Source organism: Spirosoma panaciterrae DSM 21099, from assembly GCF_000374025.1.
GTDB lineage: Bacteria > Bacteroidota > Bacteroidia > Cytophagales > Spirosomataceae > Spirosoma > Spirosoma panaciterrae.
In genome coordinates this window covers 734,321-753,878 of sequence record NZ_KB893172.1, presented here as the reverse complement: position 1 = coordinate 753,878, position 19,558 = coordinate 734,321, and the positions used below count along the sequence as shown (strand labels likewise).

The 19,558-nt window shown below is 49.6% G+C and carries 17 protein-coding genes; 8 read left to right on the top strand and 9 right to left on the bottom strand.

Annotated features, from left to right (window positions below; all coding sequences use genetic code 11):
• The first annotated feature begins 38 nt into the window (after nucleotides 1–38).
• Nucleotides 39–437: a T9SS type A sorting domain-containing protein gene (locus B153_RS0103065; RefSeq protein WP_020595197.1), complete on the top strand. Its 399-nt coding sequence runs from the start codon at nucleotides 39–41 to the stop codon at nucleotides 435–437.
• A gap of 103 nt (nucleotides 438–540) precedes the next feature.
• On the opposite strand, the gene B153_RS0103060 is transcribed toward B153_RS0103065, so the two are convergent.
• Entirely contained in the window at nucleotides 541–2,271 is a 1,731-nt protein-coding gene (locus tag B153_RS0103060) for a hypothetical protein (protein ID WP_020595196.1), read from the bottom strand.
• Between the two features lie 464 nt (nucleotides 2,272–2,735).
• Here B153_RS0103060 and B153_RS0103055 point away from each other — a divergent pair, with 464 nt between their 5' ends.
• Nucleotides 2,736–4,424, top strand: coding sequence for a helix-turn-helix transcriptional regulator (locus tag B153_RS0103055; protein WP_157634554.1), 1,689 nt, complete (start codon nucleotides 2,736–2,738; stop codon nucleotides 4,422–4,424).
• Between the two features lie 193 nt (nucleotides 4,425–4,617).
• Nucleotides 4,618–8,190, top strand: coding sequence for an immunoglobulin domain-containing protein (locus tag B153_RS0103050; RefSeq protein ID WP_020595194.1), 3,573 nt, complete (start codon nucleotides 4,618–4,620; stop codon nucleotides 8,188–8,190).
• Nucleotides 8,191–8,303: 113 nt separating this feature from the next.
• Here the strand turns inward: B153_RS0103050 and B153_RS0103045 are convergent, their stop codons facing one another.
• The 3 genes from B153_RS0103045 to B153_RS0103035 all read right to left on the bottom strand — a co-directional run bounded on the left by B153_RS0103045 (nucleotide 8,304) and on the right by B153_RS0103035 (nucleotide 10,780).
• Entirely contained in the window at nucleotides 8,304–9,188 is an 885-nt protein-coding gene (locus tag B153_RS0103045) for an NAD(P)H-binding protein (RefSeq protein ID WP_020595193.1), read from the bottom strand.
• Nucleotides 9,189–9,287: 99 nt separating this feature from the next.
• Entirely contained in the window at nucleotides 9,288–10,214 is a 927-nt protein-coding gene (locus B153_RS0103040) for a helix-turn-helix domain-containing protein (RefSeq protein ID WP_020595192.1), read from the bottom strand.
• A 155-nt stretch (nucleotides 10,215–10,369) separates the two neighbouring features.
• Complete coding sequence (locus B153_RS0103035) at nucleotides 10,370–10,780, bottom strand: DoxX family protein (protein WP_020595191.1); 411 nt, start codon at nucleotides 10,778–10,780, stop codon at nucleotides 10,370–10,372.
• 126 nt (nucleotides 10,781–10,906) lie between these two features.
• Here B153_RS0103035 and B153_RS0103030 point away from each other — a divergent pair, with 126 nt between their 5' ends.
• Entirely contained in the window at nucleotides 10,907–11,245 is a 339-nt protein-coding gene (locus tag B153_RS0103030) for a winged helix-turn-helix transcriptional regulator (RefSeq protein ID WP_020595190.1), read from the top strand.
• Between the two features lie 683 nt (nucleotides 11,246–11,928).
• Nucleotides 11,929–12,303 carry a DUF3244 domain-containing protein gene (locus tag B153_RS0103025; protein ID WP_020595189.1) on the top strand — a complete coding sequence of 125 codons (375 nt, stop codon included), beginning with the start codon at nucleotides 11,929–11,931 and terminating at the stop codon, nucleotides 12,301–12,303.
• 51 nt (nucleotides 12,304–12,354) lie between these two features.
• Here the strand turns inward: B153_RS0103025 and B153_RS0103020 are convergent, their stop codons facing one another.
• Nucleotides 12,355–13,149 (bottom strand): 3-keto-disaccharide hydrolase, encoded by a 795-nt coding sequence (locus B153_RS0103020; protein ID WP_020595188.1) that lies wholly within the window; start codon nucleotides 13,147–13,149, stop codon nucleotides 12,355–12,357.
• Between the two features lie 176 nt (nucleotides 13,150–13,325).
• On the opposite strand from B153_RS0103020, the gene aac(6') reads away from it, so the two are divergent.
• On the top strand, nucleotides 13,326–13,769 hold the full coding sequence (aac(6'), locus tag B153_RS0103015) for an aminoglycoside 6'-N-acetyltransferase (protein WP_020595187.1): 444 nt from the start codon (nucleotides 13,326–13,328) through the stop codon (nucleotides 13,767–13,769).
• Nucleotides 13,770–14,308: 539 nt separating this feature from the next.
• Here aac(6') and B153_RS0103010 read toward each other — a convergent pair.
• Nucleotides 14,309–15,445, bottom strand: coding sequence for an acyltransferase family protein (locus B153_RS0103010; protein WP_020595186.1), 1,137 nt, complete (start codon nucleotides 15,443–15,445; stop codon nucleotides 14,309–14,311).
• 227 nt (nucleotides 15,446–15,672) lie between these two features.
• The gene (locus B153_RS0103000; protein WP_020595184.1) at nucleotides 15,673–16,137 is read right to left on the bottom strand and encodes a response regulator; all 465 of its coding nucleotides are present in this window, start codon (nucleotides 16,135–16,137) and stop codon (nucleotides 15,673–15,675) included.
• A gap of 201 nt (nucleotides 16,138–16,338) precedes the next feature.
• On the opposite strand from B153_RS0103000, the gene B153_RS37555 reads away from it, so the two are divergent.
• Entirely contained in the window at nucleotides 16,339–16,488 is a 150-nt protein-coding gene (locus tag B153_RS37555; protein WP_020595183.1) for a hypothetical protein, read from the top strand.
• Between the two features lie 49 nt (nucleotides 16,489–16,537).
• On the opposite strand, the gene B153_RS0102990 is transcribed toward B153_RS37555, so the two are convergent.
• Nucleotides 16,538–17,563 carry a sensor histidine kinase gene (locus B153_RS0102990; protein ID WP_026261875.1) on the bottom strand — a complete coding sequence of 342 codons (1,026 nt, stop codon included), beginning with the start codon at nucleotides 17,561–17,563 and terminating at the stop codon, nucleotides 16,538–16,540.
• Complete coding sequence (locus tag B153_RS37550; protein ID WP_157634553.1) at nucleotides 17,560–17,739, bottom strand: hypothetical protein; 180 nt, start codon at nucleotides 17,737–17,739, stop codon at nucleotides 17,560–17,562. Before B153_RS37550 ends, B153_RS0102990 begins: the two co-directional genes overlap by 4 nt.
• 301 nt (nucleotides 17,740–18,040) lie before the next feature.
• Here B153_RS37550 and B153_RS0102985 point away from each other — a divergent pair, with 301 nt between their 5' ends.
• Entirely contained in the window at nucleotides 18,041–19,525 is a 1,485-nt protein-coding gene (locus B153_RS0102985) for a cellulose synthase family protein (protein WP_020595181.1), read from the top strand.
• Nucleotides 19,526–19,558: the final 33 nt, after the last annotated feature.

Genomic DNA, 19,558 nt, shown 5'->3' with positions numbered 1-19,558 from the left:
CGACCTGCTTAGAACAACAACATAAACAACATACTACTATGAAAACGCTCGTTAAAACCTTCGCTTTAGCCCTTTCGCTGGGTCTTGTTTCTACAGTTGCTACGTTTGCCGAAACCAATCCGGGCACAAAAGCGACTCAGGCAGCTACGTTCAAAACCGGCATTTACACGACGGTAAGCGGCAAACTCAATGTGGCCCTCGACAAAGAAAAAGGGGGACCTGTCGACATTCGCCTGAAAAGCGCCGATGGCCGTGTCCTGTATAACTACCGCTTGGGCAAAAAAGAAGAATCGTATCGGACTCAATTAAATCTGAATGATCTGGAAGACGGCGTATACCAACTGGAAGTGACCAACGGCGTGGAAACCACAACCCAGACGGTCAAACTATCAACCCACAAACCATCTATTGTGAACCGGGTCGTTGCTGTACAATAATCCCCCTCATCAGCATTCAGATAGACAATAGCCCTCATCAGAAGAGTTAGCTTCTTCTGATGAGGGCTATCCTTTACAGATGATACTGCCATTTGTGGAGCCGCTACAAGCCACTCAACATCTTCGCTTTAATATCCCGATCGGCCCATGCTGACGCCTGCACCAATACCACCTGCGTTTGCTGTGCTTGCGTCGTTAATCGTTGACTTACCTGTGCCTTATGCAAGCCCGCCAATGCCCAGGCATTACGTGGAAATACCGTTAGGTCGGCCCGATAAACGGCTTCGGCTTCCGGGTATCGTTTTGCTTTCAGCAACATAGCGCCCAGGTTATGCCGTACCGAAAAGAACCAGTCGGGTGGCTCGTTATAATTCAGCCTATCCTCCAGCGTAACGGCTTCACGGAGTAAAGCTATGGCTGGTGTCAGTTGCCCTTCGGTCGCCAGGATTTCGCCCTTCAGTACCCGATGGGCAATTGCCAGAATAGCACTCATCTGGTTGATACCTCCCGTTGTGAGCTTTGGTATATCAGGATCAGCAGTTGCTTTCTCAAACTGTTGAAGTTCAGTTTTCGCCTGCATAAGCTGCTGTTTACCAAGCAGAGCCATTCCCCGTGCGTAATGCCGAATGGCAGTAGGATACGGTAACCGGATCGTATCGGTCTGGCTCATTTTCAGCACATCGTCCCAGTCGGTAAACTTAAGTGCTACATGGTACGGAATGGTGTAATAATGCTGAAGCATACTCCAGCCCGAATCGGCCATGAGTGATTTCTTTGTGTACTCAGCCATCTTTTGTGCCGAACGCATGGCCCATTTACGGTTTCCTTCCAGCGTGGCCGTAGCCACCAGCAAATGGTAATTATGCGGAAAATACGACAGCGGGAAAATACCCTGTGCATAGCACCCTCTCAAATACGCACTATCTACAGCTACGGCTTTCTGATTACTGACGGAGCCTTCATGATACTTGCCCGTGCGGATGTAAATATGCGAAGGCATATGCACCAGATGGCTGGACCTGGGCGCTACTTTACTCAGAATTGCTGCGCTTTTCAGCGCGCGCTCTGGGGTTTGCGAGGCCTCAACCGCGTGAATGTATAAGTGATGGAGTGTGCTGTGGTCGGGATAACGAGCCAGCAATCCCTCGAGGCTTGCTACGATCTCGGGCGTCCAGGGTTTAGGTCGACCATCTTTCTCCCACAAATCCCAGGGATGCAGGTCCATTATCGATTCGGCATACAGGGCTGCCACATCAGCATCTTCCTGAAAACGCTCATGCACCTGTTTCATAGCCTGTGAATACGCAACATCGTACGGTCGGCGATCCACGACGGGTTGTGCCGGATAGCGTTTGGCAAGGGCGGCAATCAGTGCTTTTTCTTTCTCGTTACAACCCGTTGCGTAGTTGACAGCCTTTTGGATGGCGGCATAAGCTCGTTCATAATTATCCGATTCCATACCCGCGTTGTAGTTGGGCCCCAGCACATAACTAAACCCCCAGTACGCCATTGCGCAGGAAGAATCAAGGCGGGTAGCTTCGTAGAACGAACGGGCGGCTTCGGCATGGTTGAACCCTCCGGCCAGCATAAGCCCCTGATCGAAATAGCGCTGAACTTCCTTATGCCGGGTTGTAATGGGGAAATGCAGGTTCCCTAACCCTTCGAACAACGGAGCCCTCTTTCCTGAACTATACCAGGCCTTATCGGTTGGGAGCGTTCGGCAGATAACCTGGGCAATCGATTGATTGTCGGTAGCCTTCTGACCAGGCTGGCAAGCCATAATCAGCCTGGTCAGGCCCAGACACACAAGCAGTTCTAATCGGTTTTTATTCATGGTCTGAGGAAAGTGAGGGCAATCGTACTGCGCAATCGGCACTCGGGTCAATACAAATTCCCGAACCGTTTTCCAGTTAGGTTTCAGAAATCACGCCATTTCGTACGGGCATAGAGACTCGTTGAGAACATGACTTCTGATTAGCTGTGCTTCTCTGATTCGGTTAAAGCAACGTCACCTATACCCGGCACTGAGAAAAATTCAGTATCCGTTTACTTACGATCCTTTGCAATCATTTCAATTTATTAAATGAATATGATATTTTAGTCTATTCGTTTCATAAATAGTCATTTACCCAACGTTATAGACCAATTAATACACACCATTTTATGGCAAGAGTATCGTTGAGGTTGTCAAAAAACCTATTCATTCTACTTGTTATAATTACATGTTTTCATCCCGAAAACTCCTATTGTCAAGCCATCCTTCGTCAGCTTGCTCAGACGAACCCCGCCAATCGGGTAGTGATTACCCTAAATTATTTTGATACCTCCTATACGGCGCTTACCAATCAGACAGTTGCTTTCGCCCGGCTGGACCAATTTGATTCGCTTGGGCGGCTGGTACATGATCAGCCGTTGCGACGGTACGTCCGCTTTATCCGGGACACCTACGCCAAAAATGGCGACAAGCTAAGTACCCCCCAGAAAGCCGCACTTTTTGTTCGGGCAGCCAATGAAGCCGAAGAGGAGGGCGACGAGCAGATGACCGGGGTGTGTGAACACTTTGCCGGAGAATATTATTTTTTGGCCGAAACCTATGGGCATGCCTTCGAGTATCTGCTATCAGCCAACAGTCGGTTTCGAAAACTCGGTTATGCAACCGTACCCGCCATTAGCCGCTACCTGTATGAGCTAGGGCTAATTTATTATCATTTCAAGGAGTACGGCAAAGCGATTGAGATGTTTCAGGAATCGGCCCGCTACCCGGCTTTCAATCCGAGTCTGGCCCTCCAGGTCCACAATGCACTAGGCTTGTCGTATCTAAAAATCAGCCAGTTACAAAATTCCACGGATGTTAAACGAGCCGAACTGAGTTTTCAGAAGGCCCTACAGGTTGCCCGAACCCATAAAGACCTAGCCAACCAGGCAAATATCTATGGTAACCTGTCTAAAATTTACCTGCATCAGCGACGACTCTCACCGGCTATTGCAGCCCTGAAATTCGACTATGCGCTACACCTGAACGCCGAAAAAGGTGACCTGCCCGATCAGGCGGCCTTAAGCCTGGCCCGAGCCTATCTACTACAGCATCAACTGGATAGCTGTGCTTATTTTCTGACTGAATCGGCGAATTTTTTTCAACGTAATCAGGGAGCGAATCTGTTTGGCGAAAATCTGAAAAACGAAAACTACCGGCGTATGTACTGCGACATAGCCCGTCAGTATTATCAGAGCGTCAATAACCTGCCGAAAGCCTATTGGTATCTCGATAGCATGGCCCGGCTCGATGAGCAAATCAACAAACGGTATAATTCGGAGCAAATTTCGCTGGTTGAGCAGAAACTATTGATTCAGAAGCATCAACTGGAAGTCGCAGGGATACGGGCCAAGCACGACGAACAGCAATTCCGGGTCTGGGCAATTGCCACGATGCTGGTGATTACCTCGGCTCTGTTTTTTCGGCTCTACCAGCTTACCCAGCGACGGCGACGGCAGGAAGCACTGGCCAATACCGAGCGGGAAAAGCGCTTACAGCTAGAAAAGCAACGGGCCGTTGATGAGCTGGAGCGGGCTCGTACAGATTTAGCAGTTTTTATGGAAAACCTTCGCCAGAAGGACTCGCTCATCGATACCATCAACGCAGACCTGGAACGACTTCCCCAACCAACTGGTAAATCCGGCCAGGTAATGCTCGATCTACAGCACAACCTGATCAATGCCAGCCTGCTTACCAACGAGGACTGGGATGAGTTTCGGCGACGTTTTGAGCGGGTATTTCCGTATTTTTTCACCCAGCTCCACGCGCAATTCAAAAACCTGACCCCGGCCGAAGAACGGTTACTGGCCCTCTCCAGACTTAAGATCGACACCCGTCAGATGAGCCGTATGCTCGGCATTTCGCCCAGCTCGGTACGTACCACTAAGTACCGATTGCGCAAACGCCTGGGCATTGATGGGCAATCGCAACTAGGGGAACTGCTCGACGCCTGAGGTACACCCCAAATAATTATTTTCAACCAACTGACAGACAAACACTTACCTATTTGTCTATGCGTTTGTCTATGCCCTAAAAACGCATGTAGCCGCGTATATGATGCAATTTTAATGAACGTATGTTCCCGAACAGGAGGAACCTACCTCATTGACTTTCCCAAAAACGCCTGCAAGTATCCTATCAATTGTTATGAAAACATACGCTCTACCAACCTTAACCCGCTGGTTTTTCTGTTTTTTTCTGCTTCTCCACACAAGCTTATCGGTCAGTAGCCTGGCGCAGACCGTAACACAATCCTACACCACCACGGGTTACTATTCCTATACCGTTCCGGCAGGTGGCCCCTTTAGTGTAACCCTGACAACCAAGGGGGGCGATGGGGCTGATGGAGGCTCTTATTATATTAACCCTGGAGGAAGTGGCTCCAAAATGGTATCGACCACTACCATTCAGAGTGGAGATCAACTCATTTTTATAGTAGGTGAAAGTGGCTATAATATGAAAAATGGGGGAGCCGGGGGCGGGGGCGGGGGTACAGCCATTGTACTCAACCAGGGCAACATACTAACATTACTAATGGCGAGTGGTGGTGGTGGTGGTGGCAGTTTGGACAGAGACGAACTGGGGGGCGGTGGGCAGGGCCTGGGAGGGCCTGCTGGCGGATTGGGGGGCAATCAGGAAAATGCGCCATACACAATTGGTGGCGGGGGCGGAGGAGGATTTGCCGGGCCTGGCACAGATGGCATAGCTGGAGCTAACAGCTATTACCCTGGGCGTGGGGGTGGTCAGGCGCGTTTAACAGCCATTAGTCCAGGAGGGATTGAAAGGACTGGTAATAGAAATGGAGGCCAAGGCTTTGGCGGAGGGGGATCAGCACATACCTACGGATCATCTGGTGGTGGAGGTGGTGGTTATGGTGGCGGAAATGGCAGTCCATCAACAAGCCAGTCTAACTCAAGGGCTCAGGGTGGTTACTCATATGGCAATGGAACCATTACCCTCGGAGTAGATGGGGGTGGTACGCAAGCAGACGGTTTTGCTACGATTCAGTTTGCAGCCAATTCCATCAAAGCTACTCTCAAGTCAACTCCTATTACCAGTTGCTTGGGGCAAACCGTCTCGATCCCTGGCTCCATTACCGCTACCGGAAACTGGACCCTGCAACTCTCCGACGGCGCTACCGTTTCGGGGACCAATAGCGGCACGTTTGCTGTAGCCGTTTCCCCTACATTATCAACCACTTACACTATCACTTCAGCTGCTTATGCCAATAGCTTAGCACAACCAGCCAACCTCACCGGCAGCACTATCGTCAAGATTGTAGCCCCGGCTAACCGGCTCTATGTGAAAGCCAATGCCACTGGGGCCAATACCGGGTCCTCCTGGACTGACGCCTTTACCAACCTGCAGGATGCGCTCAACTACGGATGTACATCCGCCCTCACCGAAATATGGGTTGCCAGAGGAACCTATAAACCTGGCACCACACGTGCCGCCAGTTTCGCTATGCTACCCGGCGTCAAAATCTACGGAGGCTTCGAGGGTGCAGAATCGGACCTTAGTCAACGACCGGCTATTGACCCCATGAATGGTGCCCCCTCCAGTTCCACCCTCTCCGGCGACCTGGGCCAGGCAGGTAGAGCCTATCATGTTGTGTATAACCCCAGTAGCCTGAGTCTGACCGCTTCGGCTCAGCTTGACGGCTTCGTTATCACCGGTGGCAATGCCAATGGTCAGCTCGACAATCAGTACTATGGAGGAGGAATGTATAACGATGGCAACGGGAGCGGGAAATTCTGTAGCCCGACTATTGCCAACTGTTTGTTTGTCAACAACCAAACCAGTGCATTTGGCGGGGCCATCTACAACGGAGGAACCCTCGGTGGATTGGCCAGCCCTACCCTCATCAATTGTGCCTTCGTTAGCAATACAGCTCAGATGGGTGGCGCCATCTACAACGACGGGGTTCAGGGAGTATCCAGCCCCCGGATTACCAATTGTTTTTTCGGCAATAATCAGGTTTCGGCATTTGGTGGGGCCCTTTACAATGAAGGACGATCCGGAAATTCCAGTCCTGCACTGGTCAACTGCGGATTTCTCAACAACTCGGCAGGTACAGGCAACGGCGGGGCTCTTTCGAATAGTGGAGCATTTGGCGTTTGCCTCCCCACCTTCACCAATTGCTCTTTCCAGGGCAACACGGCGAATTTGGGAGCACTGATGATTAACTCCGGTGTCGACGGTAACTGCACTCCCCAACTCACCAACTGCATTATTTTCAATCAGGGGGGAAGCAACGCTATTTATAACAGCTTTTCCTCTGCCTCGCTGCTCTATTCACTCGTTGAACCAACGGTAACCGGCTATACAACAGACCCCAGTAACCTCACCGTTACCAGCAATCCCTTTAGTTCTACAACTAGCCTGACTCTCAACGCCTGTACACCTGCCATCAATGCCGGGCTCAGTTCGGCGTCAGGTATTAACGGGATCACTACCGATCTGGCCAATAACGCCCGCATCGTGGGAGCGGCTGTCGACATGGGGGCTTATGAGTTTCAGGGTGATCCCAGTTTCCCCATTGCCTTTACCCAACAGCCGCCCTCGGCATCAGCCGTCTGTGCGGGTAGTGCTCTCCGTATTCCGACCAGTCTGACCGGTAGTGAACCCATTACCTATCAGTGGTTTAAGAATGGGGCTTCGTTAGGCAGTGCCCAAATCGCCAGCACTCTTTCGTTAACCAGTCTGCAAACCACTGATGCGGGGAGTTACTCGCTGGTCGCCATCGGGGTTTGCAACTCCCTCACCAGTAGTACCTTCAGCCTGACAGTGAATACCATTACGGCTGCTATTCTCAATCCGGGGCCGGGAAGTTTGACCCTCTCGTGTGGCAGCTCTACCGTCAGTCTGACAGCCACAGGCGGTACTACTTACCAATGGGACGACGCTTCTACCCAGCCTGTGCGTGTATTCTCGCAGGCCAGTTCGTACTCTGTCATTGTCTCGTCGGCGCTGGGATGCTCGGCTACGGCTTCGGTGACCGTCTTCTTCCGGAATACCCTCAATCCGAGCGCGATGACGTTCACACCGATGGCTCCCGTCGGCTCGGTAATCAATCTGACAGCCTCGGGCGGTAACGCTTACCAGTGGACATCGCCAACCTCCGCTTCCTTTACAACCGCCAACAGCAATGCCAATATATCGGCCCGACTCCTGGCAGCAGGCCCACAGACCTTTACCGTAGTTGTAACCCTGGGAGCCTGTCAGCAAACCCGAACCGTCAGTGTAACGGCCACCAACGGCCCCGACCTATCCCCTATCATTTATCTGCCCGATGCCAACTTTAGTCCCGGTCCGAGTGCCAAACAATTCCTGGTCCGCGTTTATGAAGTCGGCTGGCTTCCCACTGCACCTAGTAGCATTACCATCACCCTGACCGCTCCGTCGGGTTACTCGATGAGTTTTGATGCCAGCCAGACCTCGATCAATGTCTCCGGGGGCGATGCGAATCCGGTAACCGTCAACAATAGTGACTGGGAGATAATCAATACGATCGACAACCAGCAGTTGACGTTACGGGCCCGATCGGGGGTGTATATTCGGGGAGGCAGTCAATCGGTACTGGGCTTAACCTTGGTGCGCACTACGGCCAACACAGGGAGCGTTTCAAATCTGACGGTCAACGTGGCAAACGACAGTAGTGGGCAGTATGATCGACTCAGCACCAACAATATCTACGCCCGCATCCTGAATGGACTTTAGCTTCCTCCAGGCAAGGCAGGCAGCATACTAGCTGTCAAAATCACACCTGGGCAATTTCCTTGTTCAACTAAACATTTTGCGCCAACGAACTCTATTCGTTGGCGCAAAATGAGTTATCCGTTTTGATAAACAGCCGCAAATTCTTTCGCGAAATCGTCCAGTTTGACCTTACCCAACCTTGGCTTGTGCTGGTTGTAATCGTCCATCAAGGCTCCACTGTGCAAGCTCTCCCCTAATTCCACAAAATTTTCGATGATATGCGCAGGCAGCCCCCGTTGCTTCATGCCTTCTTTCATTTGCTCGCTGGTCAGCACGAGCCATGCCAAATCGGGTTTACCAATGGCTGCACCTAATTCCTGCGCAATTTTACTGGCCGTTCGTTCATCGCTGGCTACGTAGCGTATGGCTTGGCCTGTGGCAGGCTTCAGAAGCTCTTCCGCAGCAACAGCTGCAATATCAACTGGCGAAACCAGTGCCATCGTGTCGTCACCACCGTAGTTGGCTCCTATGTATCCGGCTCCTTTTATCATGCCGATAAAACTGAACAGATTGTAATAGAAATACCCTGCCCGCAAATGCGTAATGGCAACGTCTGCCAGTTGATTCAGTATAATTTCGGCATGGTGAGCACCAAGAATAAATCCTGTGTCTTTCGTCAGATGCGCTCCATAACTACTCAGCAGCACCACTCGTTTTATGCCCGTATGCTGAATAGCCTGTGCGTAGTTCTGGCTGACCCGGCGATAATAGGCTACCACATCTGTCTCGGCATAGTTGGGCGGTATCATCGCAAATACGGCATCGGCTCCTGTAAAGGTTGTTTTCAGGAAATCGACATCGTCTACAGAGCCAATAGCGGCCTTTGCTCCCAGCGTTTCGATGGTTTCCTGTCTGTCGGGTTGGCTACTGATTACCGTTACGACATGCCCTTTCTGGACTAACTCTTCGGTCAATGGTTTGCCGATATGACCCAGCGAACCGGTTATGACAATGTTCATTTTTTTGTGCTTTTGTTTCTACACAAAAGTCGAACTAACCCAACCGGGTCTTGTAGCCGAATCTTAGGTTGTTGTAGCCATTTCATTCAGGGTGAAGGCTCAGTTGAACGATTGGCGAAATTCTAATGGGGAAAGGGTTGTTTTGTTCTTGAACAATTTGCTGAACGACTGCGAATGCTCGAATCCTAATTCGAAGGCAATTTCACTAACCGACAAATCAGTTGTCGACAGTTTTTCTTTGGCTTTTTCAATCAGCCTGTTGTGGATATGCTGCTGCGTACTCTGCCCGGTCAGTACTTTCAGCAACGTACTCAGGTAATTGGGCGATACGTTCAACGCGTCGGAAATGGCCTGAACGGTGGGCAAGCCCTTTGTAATCAACGCATCACTATTAAAATAGTCGATCAGAAGACTTTCCAGCCGATCGAGCAGTTTGTGGTTCGTAATTTTTCGGGTGATAAACTGCCGATGATAAAACCGATCGGCATACGACAGCAGGAGTTCGAGCTGAGCAATGATGATGCTCTGGCTGAACTGGTCAATATTGGCATGATACTCCTGCTGAATATTTTGCAGAATACCAGCAATGATCAGTTCTTCTTTTTCCGAAAGGAATAGGGCTTCATTGACCGAATAATCGAAGTATTCGTACTGCCTGATCGTTTTGGCCAAGGACGTATTCCATAAAAAGTCGGGATGAATAAGTAACAGCAAGCCCGATTGGAGCAGAGTTCCGTTACCATCTTTACCCGCGTCGATGCTAAACACCTGACCGGGCGACATAAAGGTCATTAACCCCTCATCAAAATCATATTCCTGCTGCCCGTATTTCATCTTACCATTGAAATTCCGTTTTAGCGCAATGGAATAAAAATCAAATACTAAACTAGTGGGTTCGTAGGCATGCAGTTGTTTTAATAAGGCAACATCAACCACACTGATCAGGGGATGCTCTGGCTTGGGCAATCCCCTAAACTGATGAAATTCAGCAATCGTTTTAATTCGACACAGTCCTGCTTTTACCATAGCTCAATATACTCAATCCCGGCGGCAAACTACTTCGTACCAGCCAATCAACAAAGAAATAAGCTACAGCAGCCAAATCTGTATCCAAATACTGAATTGTTGTAGCCATTTCGTAGGAGAGCCACCGTTAACGCAATAACCAGCAACGTCATCGTTCAAACGGGTGGGATTGGGGCTTTCGACAATCGGCTCCAGGCTACGAATGCGGCCATGAGGGCAAAAACAACATTAGCGCCTATAACCGAACCCTCGCCCCGTACCAGGTGAAAAATACTGGCGCAGACCATTTGAACAACGATTCCACAAGCGGCTACGACTGTAAGGCTCGGCCAGATACGTAGTAAGGAAGGCAAAAGCACCCCTATTGCCCCTAAAAGGTCAAGAACACCGATCGCTTTTACCAGAACTGTTGGAATCTGACCCGTCCAGGGCCACATAGCCGCTAGTTTGTCGATGGGCTGAAACAATTTCATCCAGGCTGCCCAGATAAAACTGGCCGCCAGTACGGTCTGAACGATCCACAGCACGCTGTGAAGGACGCGTGCTGTCTTTTTGGGAGTTACCATGCTACAGAGATTTTATATGAATGGAACAAAAGTATCCTCCCTTACCTTCTGCCTGAAAATGCTATCCCTATCGGCCGTTACTAGCCATCAGGATAGTAACGCAGCAACAGAAACCCCAAAAACGATATGCTGACCGGAGAAGGTTGCCCCAAATCGATACGCTCGATCAACGATACGTTGGAAGCTGTGGAAGGCAAATGGAAACTGATGATATTATTCGCTCTGTCTTCTGGTCCCAAACGGTTTACGCAGTTGGCGAAAGAGGTGACTGGGATTACGGACAAAACCCTGTCAAAAGAATTGAAAAGTCTGGAGGAGAATAAACTCGTAAAACGGGATGTATACGATACCTTCCCGCCCAGGGTCGAATACTCCATCACCGCCCACGGGTTATCGCTCGAAAACGTGGTTGAGGCCCTGCATTACTGGGGGATGGCTCATCGCCGGGAAATTATTGGTAAATGATAAAGGCTATGTGTGGCGCAGGCGCCTACGGGTTTTCCCAGTGTTTCGAAGGCTACAGGTCTAATTTATTGGTAGTTAGTTTATCTGCTAATTACTTATTTTTCAAGAAAATCCACCGTTTAATCAATCTTTTACGGTGAATTTTCGTTACCTATTAATACAGCCTTTCTACTGATCTGGCGGTCGGTCAGAAAGGTCTTATCTTATGGGTAATTGAAAAATGCTGGCTCTAGTTAGAGTCAGCGTTTTTTGTTTGTGAAGGGTGCTATCAGGGCCATTTGCTCTCCAAATTGCGCTGGGATCTCATTGGAGCGATATGGGCATAACAAACCCCTTACCAGAAAATCTGATAAGGGGATTTTGATTACTAGGGGCTTTAAAACTCGTATTGGTATTACAAATGTAGCCGCTGAAAGAGGGGGCGAAATAACCAATGTCATGCCCTGGGCTGATTATCATCAGTGTTGGTCAGCAGCCATGGCCTTGCAAAGGATTTTCGATCATGAGGATCTGTCCACTTTGTCCGGCAGCGAACAGCCTTTGTCCACAAGCGGACAGAAGTGAAAAATGGCACAAAGCCTAACATTCTGATTATCAGAAACATCTTCTAATTGGCACAGGCTTTGGATTAAATAGGGCATACCAGTAAACAACATCCTTAAACGCTAAACACAGCAACTACCATGTTACCACTACTGAATACCCTGACCGCTTCTATCCTATTGAGTGCTTCTACTCTGTTCAACCCAACCACGCCCAAAACGCTCTCGTTCGACGCCAGCGCCTACGTGACCGTCAACCATGAAATTCGGGTGGCTGTCCAGAAATCGACCGATATGCCGGTAGTCGTCCTGCTTAAGAACAAGAACAACAAAGTGCTCTATGAGCAAAGCATTGGCCGGAAAGAAGCTAAATATGCCATCAAACTGAATGTGGATGAGCTGGCCGATGGCGAGTATGAACTGGAAATCAAATCGTCGGAAGGCAGCATCACCAAACAGGTCAATGTATCGACTCAGGCTGTTCAGCAAACCGGCCGCACTATTGCCATGCAATAAGTGCCGACAACCCGACGTATCCTGGAACCCGGCGCAAGTCGGGTTTTATGTTTACCGACGGTTCTGTAGCTGTCGCAGTACGGCTCGTAATTCATTGGGCTTACGCATGTAGGGCGACAGGTCGAATAAGGCAACTTTACGAAATTCGACCGGATGGCTTTCGCTTTGCAAGGAAATAGAACCTTCGCGGATAAGTTGTCCATCTTTTTTGACAGCCGAATCGTAATGGATCACATTGCCCCCGCCAATCTGCGGCTTTTCGTACGAGAGTACGGTATCTCCCTCAACGATGTGCTTCACGAGCGAATCGCCCAATACCAGCGCTTCGGCATGAACCCATTGATCCCCGGCATAGGTTTTTGAGTTTGAATCGATGCAATGGGGCGTAAATAATTTTCCATTCATCACCACATTCGTACCAGGCGTACATAAGTTTGCGGTGTGCCGCTCGTGCTTTCCATCGCCCCCCAAAAGTTGCATTTCCAGCGAGATCGGAAAATCCTGCTTTAGCCCCATCGTTTCGGGAGCCTGCCCGTGCAGCATAGCCCCGCTATTGCGAATTGCCCAGCCAGGGCCACCTTTCACCTGATCGCCCACGAACCGATATTCGACCACCAATAGGTACGCCGAAAAAGGTTTTTTATAAAAAATGTGGCCATATTGTTCATCAAAAGCCGTATACTGGTCATACCGAACAACCAGTTTACCCTCTTCGACCCGAAAGGTATTGCCATAGTTGTCGTTCAGCGGGTGGCCAGCTATTTTCACAGACCAGTCTGTCAGGTCTTTTCCGTTGAAGAGCTGAATCCAGCGATCAGCCAGTTTGGTTTTGGCAGACTGAGCCATACACCCAGTGGCCATGAGCCATATACAAATCGGGAAGAGTACTTGTCGCATAGGCGCTTTGTTCGGTTCGTACAAACGATTCCTGTCCAAAAAAGAACAAGGTAGACGAAATTGTCTGGTTTTTTCCATAAAATAATCATGAACCTGGTAATCCCTTTTAGTTGATCAACTACACTATGACTTTTCAACGCGCAACGCTCAACGATCTGGACGAATGGCTACAACTGGCTCTGGCGCTCTGGCCTGATTCTGATTCGGATGAGATGCGGTGGCTATTGACCACCATTCAGCAATCAGCGAAAGAAGACGGCTTTCTGGTACGGAATGACCAGGGGTTAGCTATTGGCTTTATGAATCTGTCTTTACGAAACGACTACGTACCGGGGGCGACCCAAACACCCGTTGCCTTCTTGGAAGGCATTTATGTAGAGCCTGCGTATCAGCATCAGGGAATTGGTCAACTGCTTATTCAACAGGCGGAACAGTGGGCCAAGGAGAAGGGCTGTACCGAACTCGCTTCCGACGTACAACTTTCAAATTCGACTGGCGAAGCGTTTCACATCAAAGCTGGTTTTGAGGAAGTAGAACGCGTCATTCAGTTCATCAAAACACTACAATAGCTTTCGCATCGATCGAACCATAGTCCTGCCAGCGTGGAATGCTGCCGAAACGGAGTTATCAGGTGTCTGAAACAGTACGCTCGCTTCGCATTAGCTACGGTCTGTATCGATAAAAGTGTTTTTCCTGAAAAACCCTGAATCGCTCATGAGGCCATCAACTGTTCATGGTTCATTATGATGGGTTCAACCGTTAAAAATAGCGGTTGGCTCTATCGGCCCATCGACACCATTCGGCCACAAATTACCTTTGTATCAACCAATTACAAACAACACATACCAATGAAAACGAACTTATTACATATCAACCGTCCTCCTCGTCCCCGAATCGTTGAAGTAGGCGGGCCAGTCGTTGGGTTACGCGGACGTACTGTGTATCGGATGCGTGTCCGCTAAATGTCAACCTACCTCAAACCTGAACGCACCGCAGGGCCACCGACGCCGAAGTAGACCAAAAGCAACTATTGACTTTGGTCTGCTTCGGCGTTTCTACGGATTCAGCCAGTACTGTTCCGTATTTATGATTGTAAACGGAGTAGGAACTACTGTTTTGCGCGTAAAAGGCGCTTCATCAAAAACGTACGGACAGGTTCGTCATACCGTTTTAAGCATACATAAGCCAATAGCACAGACCCTACCACAAGCCCTGCGGCACCGGGTAACGATTGTTCGAAAGTGAGGTGTTTGTTCTTTACCCAGGCATAGTACAGATAGATAAAAGGATAATGGACCATGTATAGCGGGTAAGAAATGTCGCCTAAAAAGGTACAGAACCGGGTAGCTACTTTGTCCATCGCCTTTCCCGACGCCCCCAGATAAACCAGTGCCGGAAAAATAAGAACCACACAGAGGGCGTCATATATACCGTTCTGCCACAGGATATCGCTACCACCGATTCGGGGCATGGCCGACACGCTAACAATAGCCAGACTACCGATCCAGAACGCCCCTTTTACAGGAACAGGTCTGAACAGGCGGGATAGCAGAAGCCCGGCTGGAAAAGAAAATAGAAGACGCAGCGACCCACCAATCATATTTTCTTCGGTCAGTGAAAACCCAACGCAGATGTCGCCAAGTGGCCCCCAAATGGCAAAGGCAGCCAATCCGCAGCCAGCCAGTAAAACAACCCGCGCAAGAGCCGTGGTCGACAGTTTGCGGAGATAGAACGCATAAAGAATATTGCCGATGTATTCAAAGAACAACGACCAGCTCGGCCCATTCAGCGGGTACATTTCACCAACGCCCCGAATCTCAACGTCCGGCGTGGCCGGAATCAACAGAGCATTCAGGATGGTAGCTGACAATAACCCAGTTATCGATACTTTTGAAACGTCCCAGGCATCGCACCCCTGAAAATAGAACATACCGGCCCCGATCAGCGCGCCCATCACAACCATCGGATGCAGGCGAATAAACCGACGTTTAATAAAATCGCCAATCGTCATTGTATTCCAGCGGTCGTCGTACGCGTAGCCGACAACAAAACCAGACAGGATAAAGAAAAAATCGACAGCCAGATAGCCGTGGTTGATTCGCTGATCTACATGACTGGTGGCAAAGGCTTCAAATACATGAAAACAGACAACGGTTAAGGCCGCCACACCCCGTAATCCGTCGAGTATGGGGTAATGCGGTTTGGAATCCGCCAATGCAGCGATTGAGGCTTGGGCTTTTACCATTAATGATCAATAAATCGTAGCAAATAGTCAGGAAAAGGTGCGGGGCTGTGGCACCTTCAGGTTGATTGCCGGCTGGGTCAATGTAGCCGCAAATCCGGCCAGCTGTTGCGAGCCAGAATTCCGCGTAGGCTCTTCCATTATTCAACATGCGCCCTCTACGAATCAGACGCCAGGGAACAACCGTTGACCCGTCGGTGACAGCCGAAAATTACCCTGGCAAGTAGGCATTAGTAGCTTAACGGCAAAAACGAGTCGGGCCCTTGCCGGAATCGAATCTGAGGAATTGTTACCGTTTCATACCAGTACGACCGTAGCTGCTCAACATACGTTTTCCAGGCGGCATAGGTAAACGGTTTATTGGTAAATGCATTCGCTCCCCGCAGATACGACTCCCGTGCCTTCGTCTCTTCCAGACTGGCCGACAGGACAATCACTGGTACGAGTTGCCCGAAAGGTTGTTCGCGCAGCAGGGATAGAAAATCAAAGCCTGTGGAATCTGTTTTAAGGTCAATATCCAGCAATACCAACCGAAACACTTCCTTATCTACGTTGGCAAGAAAGGCAACGGCCTCCGTGTAATTACGGGCATGGGCTATGGTAGCCTCTGGGAAAACACGCTCAGCAACACGCTTTAAGATATCAGCAATTGCAGCGTCGTCGTCAACTAAAAGAATTGGGAATGAAACGAACATACACAGGCTTATAAAAGCAAAAATAACAAATAAAATAGTTATACCAGAATGTATAACAACGACTACACCGTATTGCCTATGGATTATCACTTCTGTTACGTCTACTCTGACGGCTCGCTTCGGGATGATTTTAGTCAATATGCGCTCCGAATAAACTGGCTTTCACTAGCTTAGATCGTTATTCACGAATCTATTACTGCCATGCGCACAAACCGGGTACGCTATCCCAATCCCTGGCCCTTTATGCTGCTGCTTTTCTTTGCGCTGCTCCTGATGACCTCTAAAAAAATCTGGAATTACCGGGGCACCTACCGGACGATTTATCAATCCGCTTCGGCGCGTTCTTACTGATTTTTCTCAGTGGTCAGCTACCATCCTGGCGAACCAGCCGATCCGATCACTAGGGGAGTAAGGGTAATAAGACCGTAAAAAACTCCTCTTCTTCCCGGATTTCGATTTCGGTTTGCGTCAGCATTCGGTACTTGGCCGAGATGTTGGCTAACCCGACGCCATTGCTGGCGTTACGCACATTTTTACGCTGAAGATTATTACGTACCCGCAGGTGTCCGTTTTGAGTTGTGTCGATTTCAATCAGTAAAGGGCGGCTAGATAATACTACATTATGTTTCACCGCATTTTCGACCAGCAATTGAAGCGTCAGAGGAGGAAGTGAGTGGTCGAGGTAGTCTTGTGGTACCTGCGTACGAATCGAAAGCCCCTCTCCATGCCGCGTTTGAAGCAGGTGTGCGTACGACTCAATGAAGGCCAGCTCGGTGCTTAATAAAACCAGTTCGCGTTCGTTGGCCTGGAGCAGGTACCGATACATACTCGACAGTTCATCGACAAACTGGCTCGCCTGCACCGGCGACTCTTCAATCAGGGCCGACAAGGCATTCAGGGAATTAAATAAAAAATGGGGATTGACCTGGCTTTTCAGTGAGTTGAATCGAGTTTGCCACTGTATCTTAATCAGTTCTTCTTTTTCCCGCTGGATGTGCCGCCATTGATCCAGAATGTACCAGCCTTCATATATGCTGAAATAAACGCCGTGATAAAATAACTGAATCCCGAACGAATTAAGATAATCGACCGTACCCAGCCACCAGCCTGGCCGTGAGCCCAGCAGTATATGTAAACCGTACCGTGAAAATACCGCTGCGTTTACCATCACAGGCGTCAGCAACAACCACAGCCACAGGCGCTGTCGGGTGCGTTCCAGCCCAGGCAGGCGCTCCTGCGTTTCGGTAATAACCCATCGGTTCAACTGCCAGAAAGCCCAGCCTGCTCCTAACCCAACCAGAGTCGACTGAATGAGCGCTGTGGTGTTTGATGTTAACCAGAATGATGATCGGAAAAAGAGGTTTCCGAACATAAACAAACCAATCGGACCAAGCCATCGCAGTTGGGTGTCCTTTACCGATGTCATGCTCCCAGGCCCTCCCGGACCATCTTACCCTTCCGGAACGAATGTCCATTATCCAGAATCCATTCCCGATCCCACCACCCTGATGCAGAGCCTCGCTCGTTTGAGGCATAGAGAAAGAAGCGGGTTCGTGCCGATGCCGTAACCGAACAGGTAGATTTAGGTAGCAGAGGGTTCATATTCATGAAAGGCACAGCAAACTAATGAGTAATCTTCTCTCCACCAAGATCATACACCCGTAAATCCCGAATTGCTTATTAACCGTAACAAATTGGTTTAGCAGGGCTGACTCTCAAAGAAATCTTACAATATACAAACAAAATAGTATACGAACATACATCACATACTTCTTCCCAATGGCCAGCCGCCAGCAGGACAGTAAAAGAACTTTTAGGCGCTTGACCCCCGCTTTGCTTAACCCTTTCCCTGATCAGGCAGTTACTACGCACACAACGTTCGAAAAACTTTTACCTACTCGTCATGGAACTTCTGGTCCTTTTGCTGTACGGACTGGCACTGCTACTCTTGTTTATCTACAATTGTGGCCAGTTGAGCCTGATTTTTATCTATTTGCGGTCGGAGAAAAAGCGTCGGCAGGCTATTTTTCTGAATAAGCCGGGGCCAGTCGACGACCTGCCGCGTGTAACGGTTCAGTTGCCCATCTACAATGAGCTATATGTGGTGGAACGGTTGCTGGATGCGGTGGCCCAACTGCAATATCCCCGGCATAAGCTTGATATTCAACTGCTGGACGACTCTACCGATGAAACGGTTGATCTGGTAGCTCAAAAAGTAGCAAAACTGACCGCCAGCGGGTTCGATGTTCAACAGATACGACGAACCGACCGAACAGGTTTCAAAGCAGGCGCCCTGGCCAACGGACTTGCTACGGCCAAAGGTGAATTCATCGCTATTTTCGATGCCGACTTTGTACCTGACCCGGACTTTCTGCTGAAAACGATACCGCACTTCCAGGATCCTCAGGTAGCCATTGTACAAACCCGGTGGGAACATCTCAATGAAGAGTTTTCGCTGATGACTCAGTTGCAGGCATTCGGACTCAATGCCCACTTCACCGTCGAGCAAAGCGGCCGTGATGCGGCTGGTTTACTGGCCAACTTCAACGGGACCGGAGGGGTATGGCGCAAACTGGCTATTATCGATGCCGGAGGCTGGCAAAGCGATACGCTTACGGAAGATCTGGACCTGAGCTACCGAGCGCAACTGAAAGGCTGGAAGTTCGTATATCGTGAAGATATTGGCTCACCGGCCGAGCTTCCAGTAGCCATGAATGCCCTCAAATCGCAACAGTACCGCTGGATGAAAGGAGCCGCCGAGTGTGCCCGAAAACTGATTGGCCGGGTTCTGCGAAGCCCGGATTTGTCCCTTTGGATAAAACTACACGCTCTCTTTCACCTTTTTAGCAGCGCTACCTTCATTCTGGTGCTTCTATTGAGCGTTCTGAGTGTACCCCTGCTTTACATTCGTAGCCAGCACCCTGAGTGGGAGCAGGTCTTTTTCATCATCGGCCTGTTTCAGGTAAGTCTGCTTATTCTGATTACGTTCTATGGCATCCCATTCTGGTTGCTCAAACCAACGGCCCGCGCCAAATTTTTCTGGTATTTCCCGATGTATTCATCCCTGATGATGGGCCTCTCCCTTCACAATACCATTGCCGTCATCGAAGGATACATGGGCCGAAAGACACCGTTCGTACGTACACCCAAATTCAATGTTCGTCATGCAACAGATGGCTGGAAAAAGAATAAATACCTGAACCGACAACTAAGCTGGCTGACACTGGCTGAAGGCGCTTTGGCCATTTATTTCCTGACCGGCCTGGCACTGGGCATTTACACCGCCGACTTTCGCATGTTTTTTCTGCACATACTGCTTGTCATGGGCTTTGGTATGGTCTTCTTGTATTCTTTATCGCAGGCTGGTCGTCGCCCTAAACCCATTTAGCGCCAGCGTTTTTCTCGCCACAAACCATATCGC

What these genes read in the sequence shown, in the direction of transcription:
- B153_RS0103035 (WP_020595191.1), bottom strand. Translation starts at nt 10,780, where the DNA reads ATGGTAACTCCCAAAAAGACAGCACGCGTCCTTCACAGCGTGCTGTGG.
- B153_RS37550 (WP_157634553.1), bottom strand. Translation starts at nt 17,739, where the DNA reads ATGAACCCTCTGCTACCTAAATCTACCTGTTCGGTTACGGCATCGGCA.
- B153_RS0102990 (WP_026261875.1), bottom strand. Translation starts at nt 17,563, where the DNA reads ATGACATCGGTAAAGGACACCCAACTGCGATGGCTTGGTCCGATTGGT.
- B153_RS0103000 (WP_020595184.1), bottom strand. Translation starts at nt 16,137, where the DNA reads ATGTTCGTTTCATTCCCAATTCTTTTAGTTGACGACGACGCTGCAATT.
- B153_RS0103060 (WP_020595196.1), bottom strand. Translation starts at nt 2,271, where the DNA reads ATGAATAAAAACCGATTAGAACTGCTTGTGTGTCTGGGCCTGACCAGG.
- B153_RS0102985 (WP_020595181.1), top strand. Translation starts at nt 18,041, where the DNA reads ATGGAACTTCTGGTCCTTTTGCTGTACGGACTGGCACTGCTACTCTTG.
- B153_RS0103040 (WP_020595192.1), bottom strand. Translation starts at nt 10,214, where the DNA reads ATGGTAAAAGCAGGACTGTGTCGAATTAAAACGATTGCTGAATTTCAT.
- B153_RS0103050 (WP_020595194.1), top strand. Translation starts at nt 4,618, where the DNA reads ATGAAAACATACGCTCTACCAACCTTAACCCGCTGGTTTTTCTGTTTT.
- B153_RS0103010 (WP_020595186.1), bottom strand. Translation starts at nt 15,445, where the DNA reads ATGGTAAAAGCCCAAGCCTCAATCGCTGCATTGGCGGATTCCAAACCG.
- B153_RS37555 (WP_020595183.1), top strand. Translation starts at nt 16,339, where the DNA reads ATGCGCACAAACCGGGTACGCTATCCCAATCCCTGGCCCTTTATGCTG.
- B153_RS0103020 (WP_020595188.1), bottom strand. Translation starts at nt 13,149, where the DNA reads ATGGCTCAGTCTGCCAAAACCAAACTGGCTGATCGCTGGATTCAGCTC.
- B153_RS0103030 (WP_020595190.1), top strand. Translation starts at nt 10,907, where the DNA reads ATGCTGACCGGAGAAGGTTGCCCCAAATCGATACGCTCGATCAACGAT.
- B153_RS0103045 (WP_020595193.1), bottom strand. Translation starts at nt 9,188, where the DNA reads ATGAACATTGTCATAACCGGTTCGCTGGGTCATATCGGCAAACCATTG.
- B153_RS0103065 (WP_020595197.1), top strand. Translation starts at nt 39, where the DNA reads ATGAAAACGCTCGTTAAAACCTTCGCTTTAGCCCTTTCGCTGGGTCTT.
- B153_RS0103025 (WP_020595189.1), top strand. Translation starts at nt 11,929, where the DNA reads ATGTTACCACTACTGAATACCCTGACCGCTTCTATCCTATTGAGTGCT.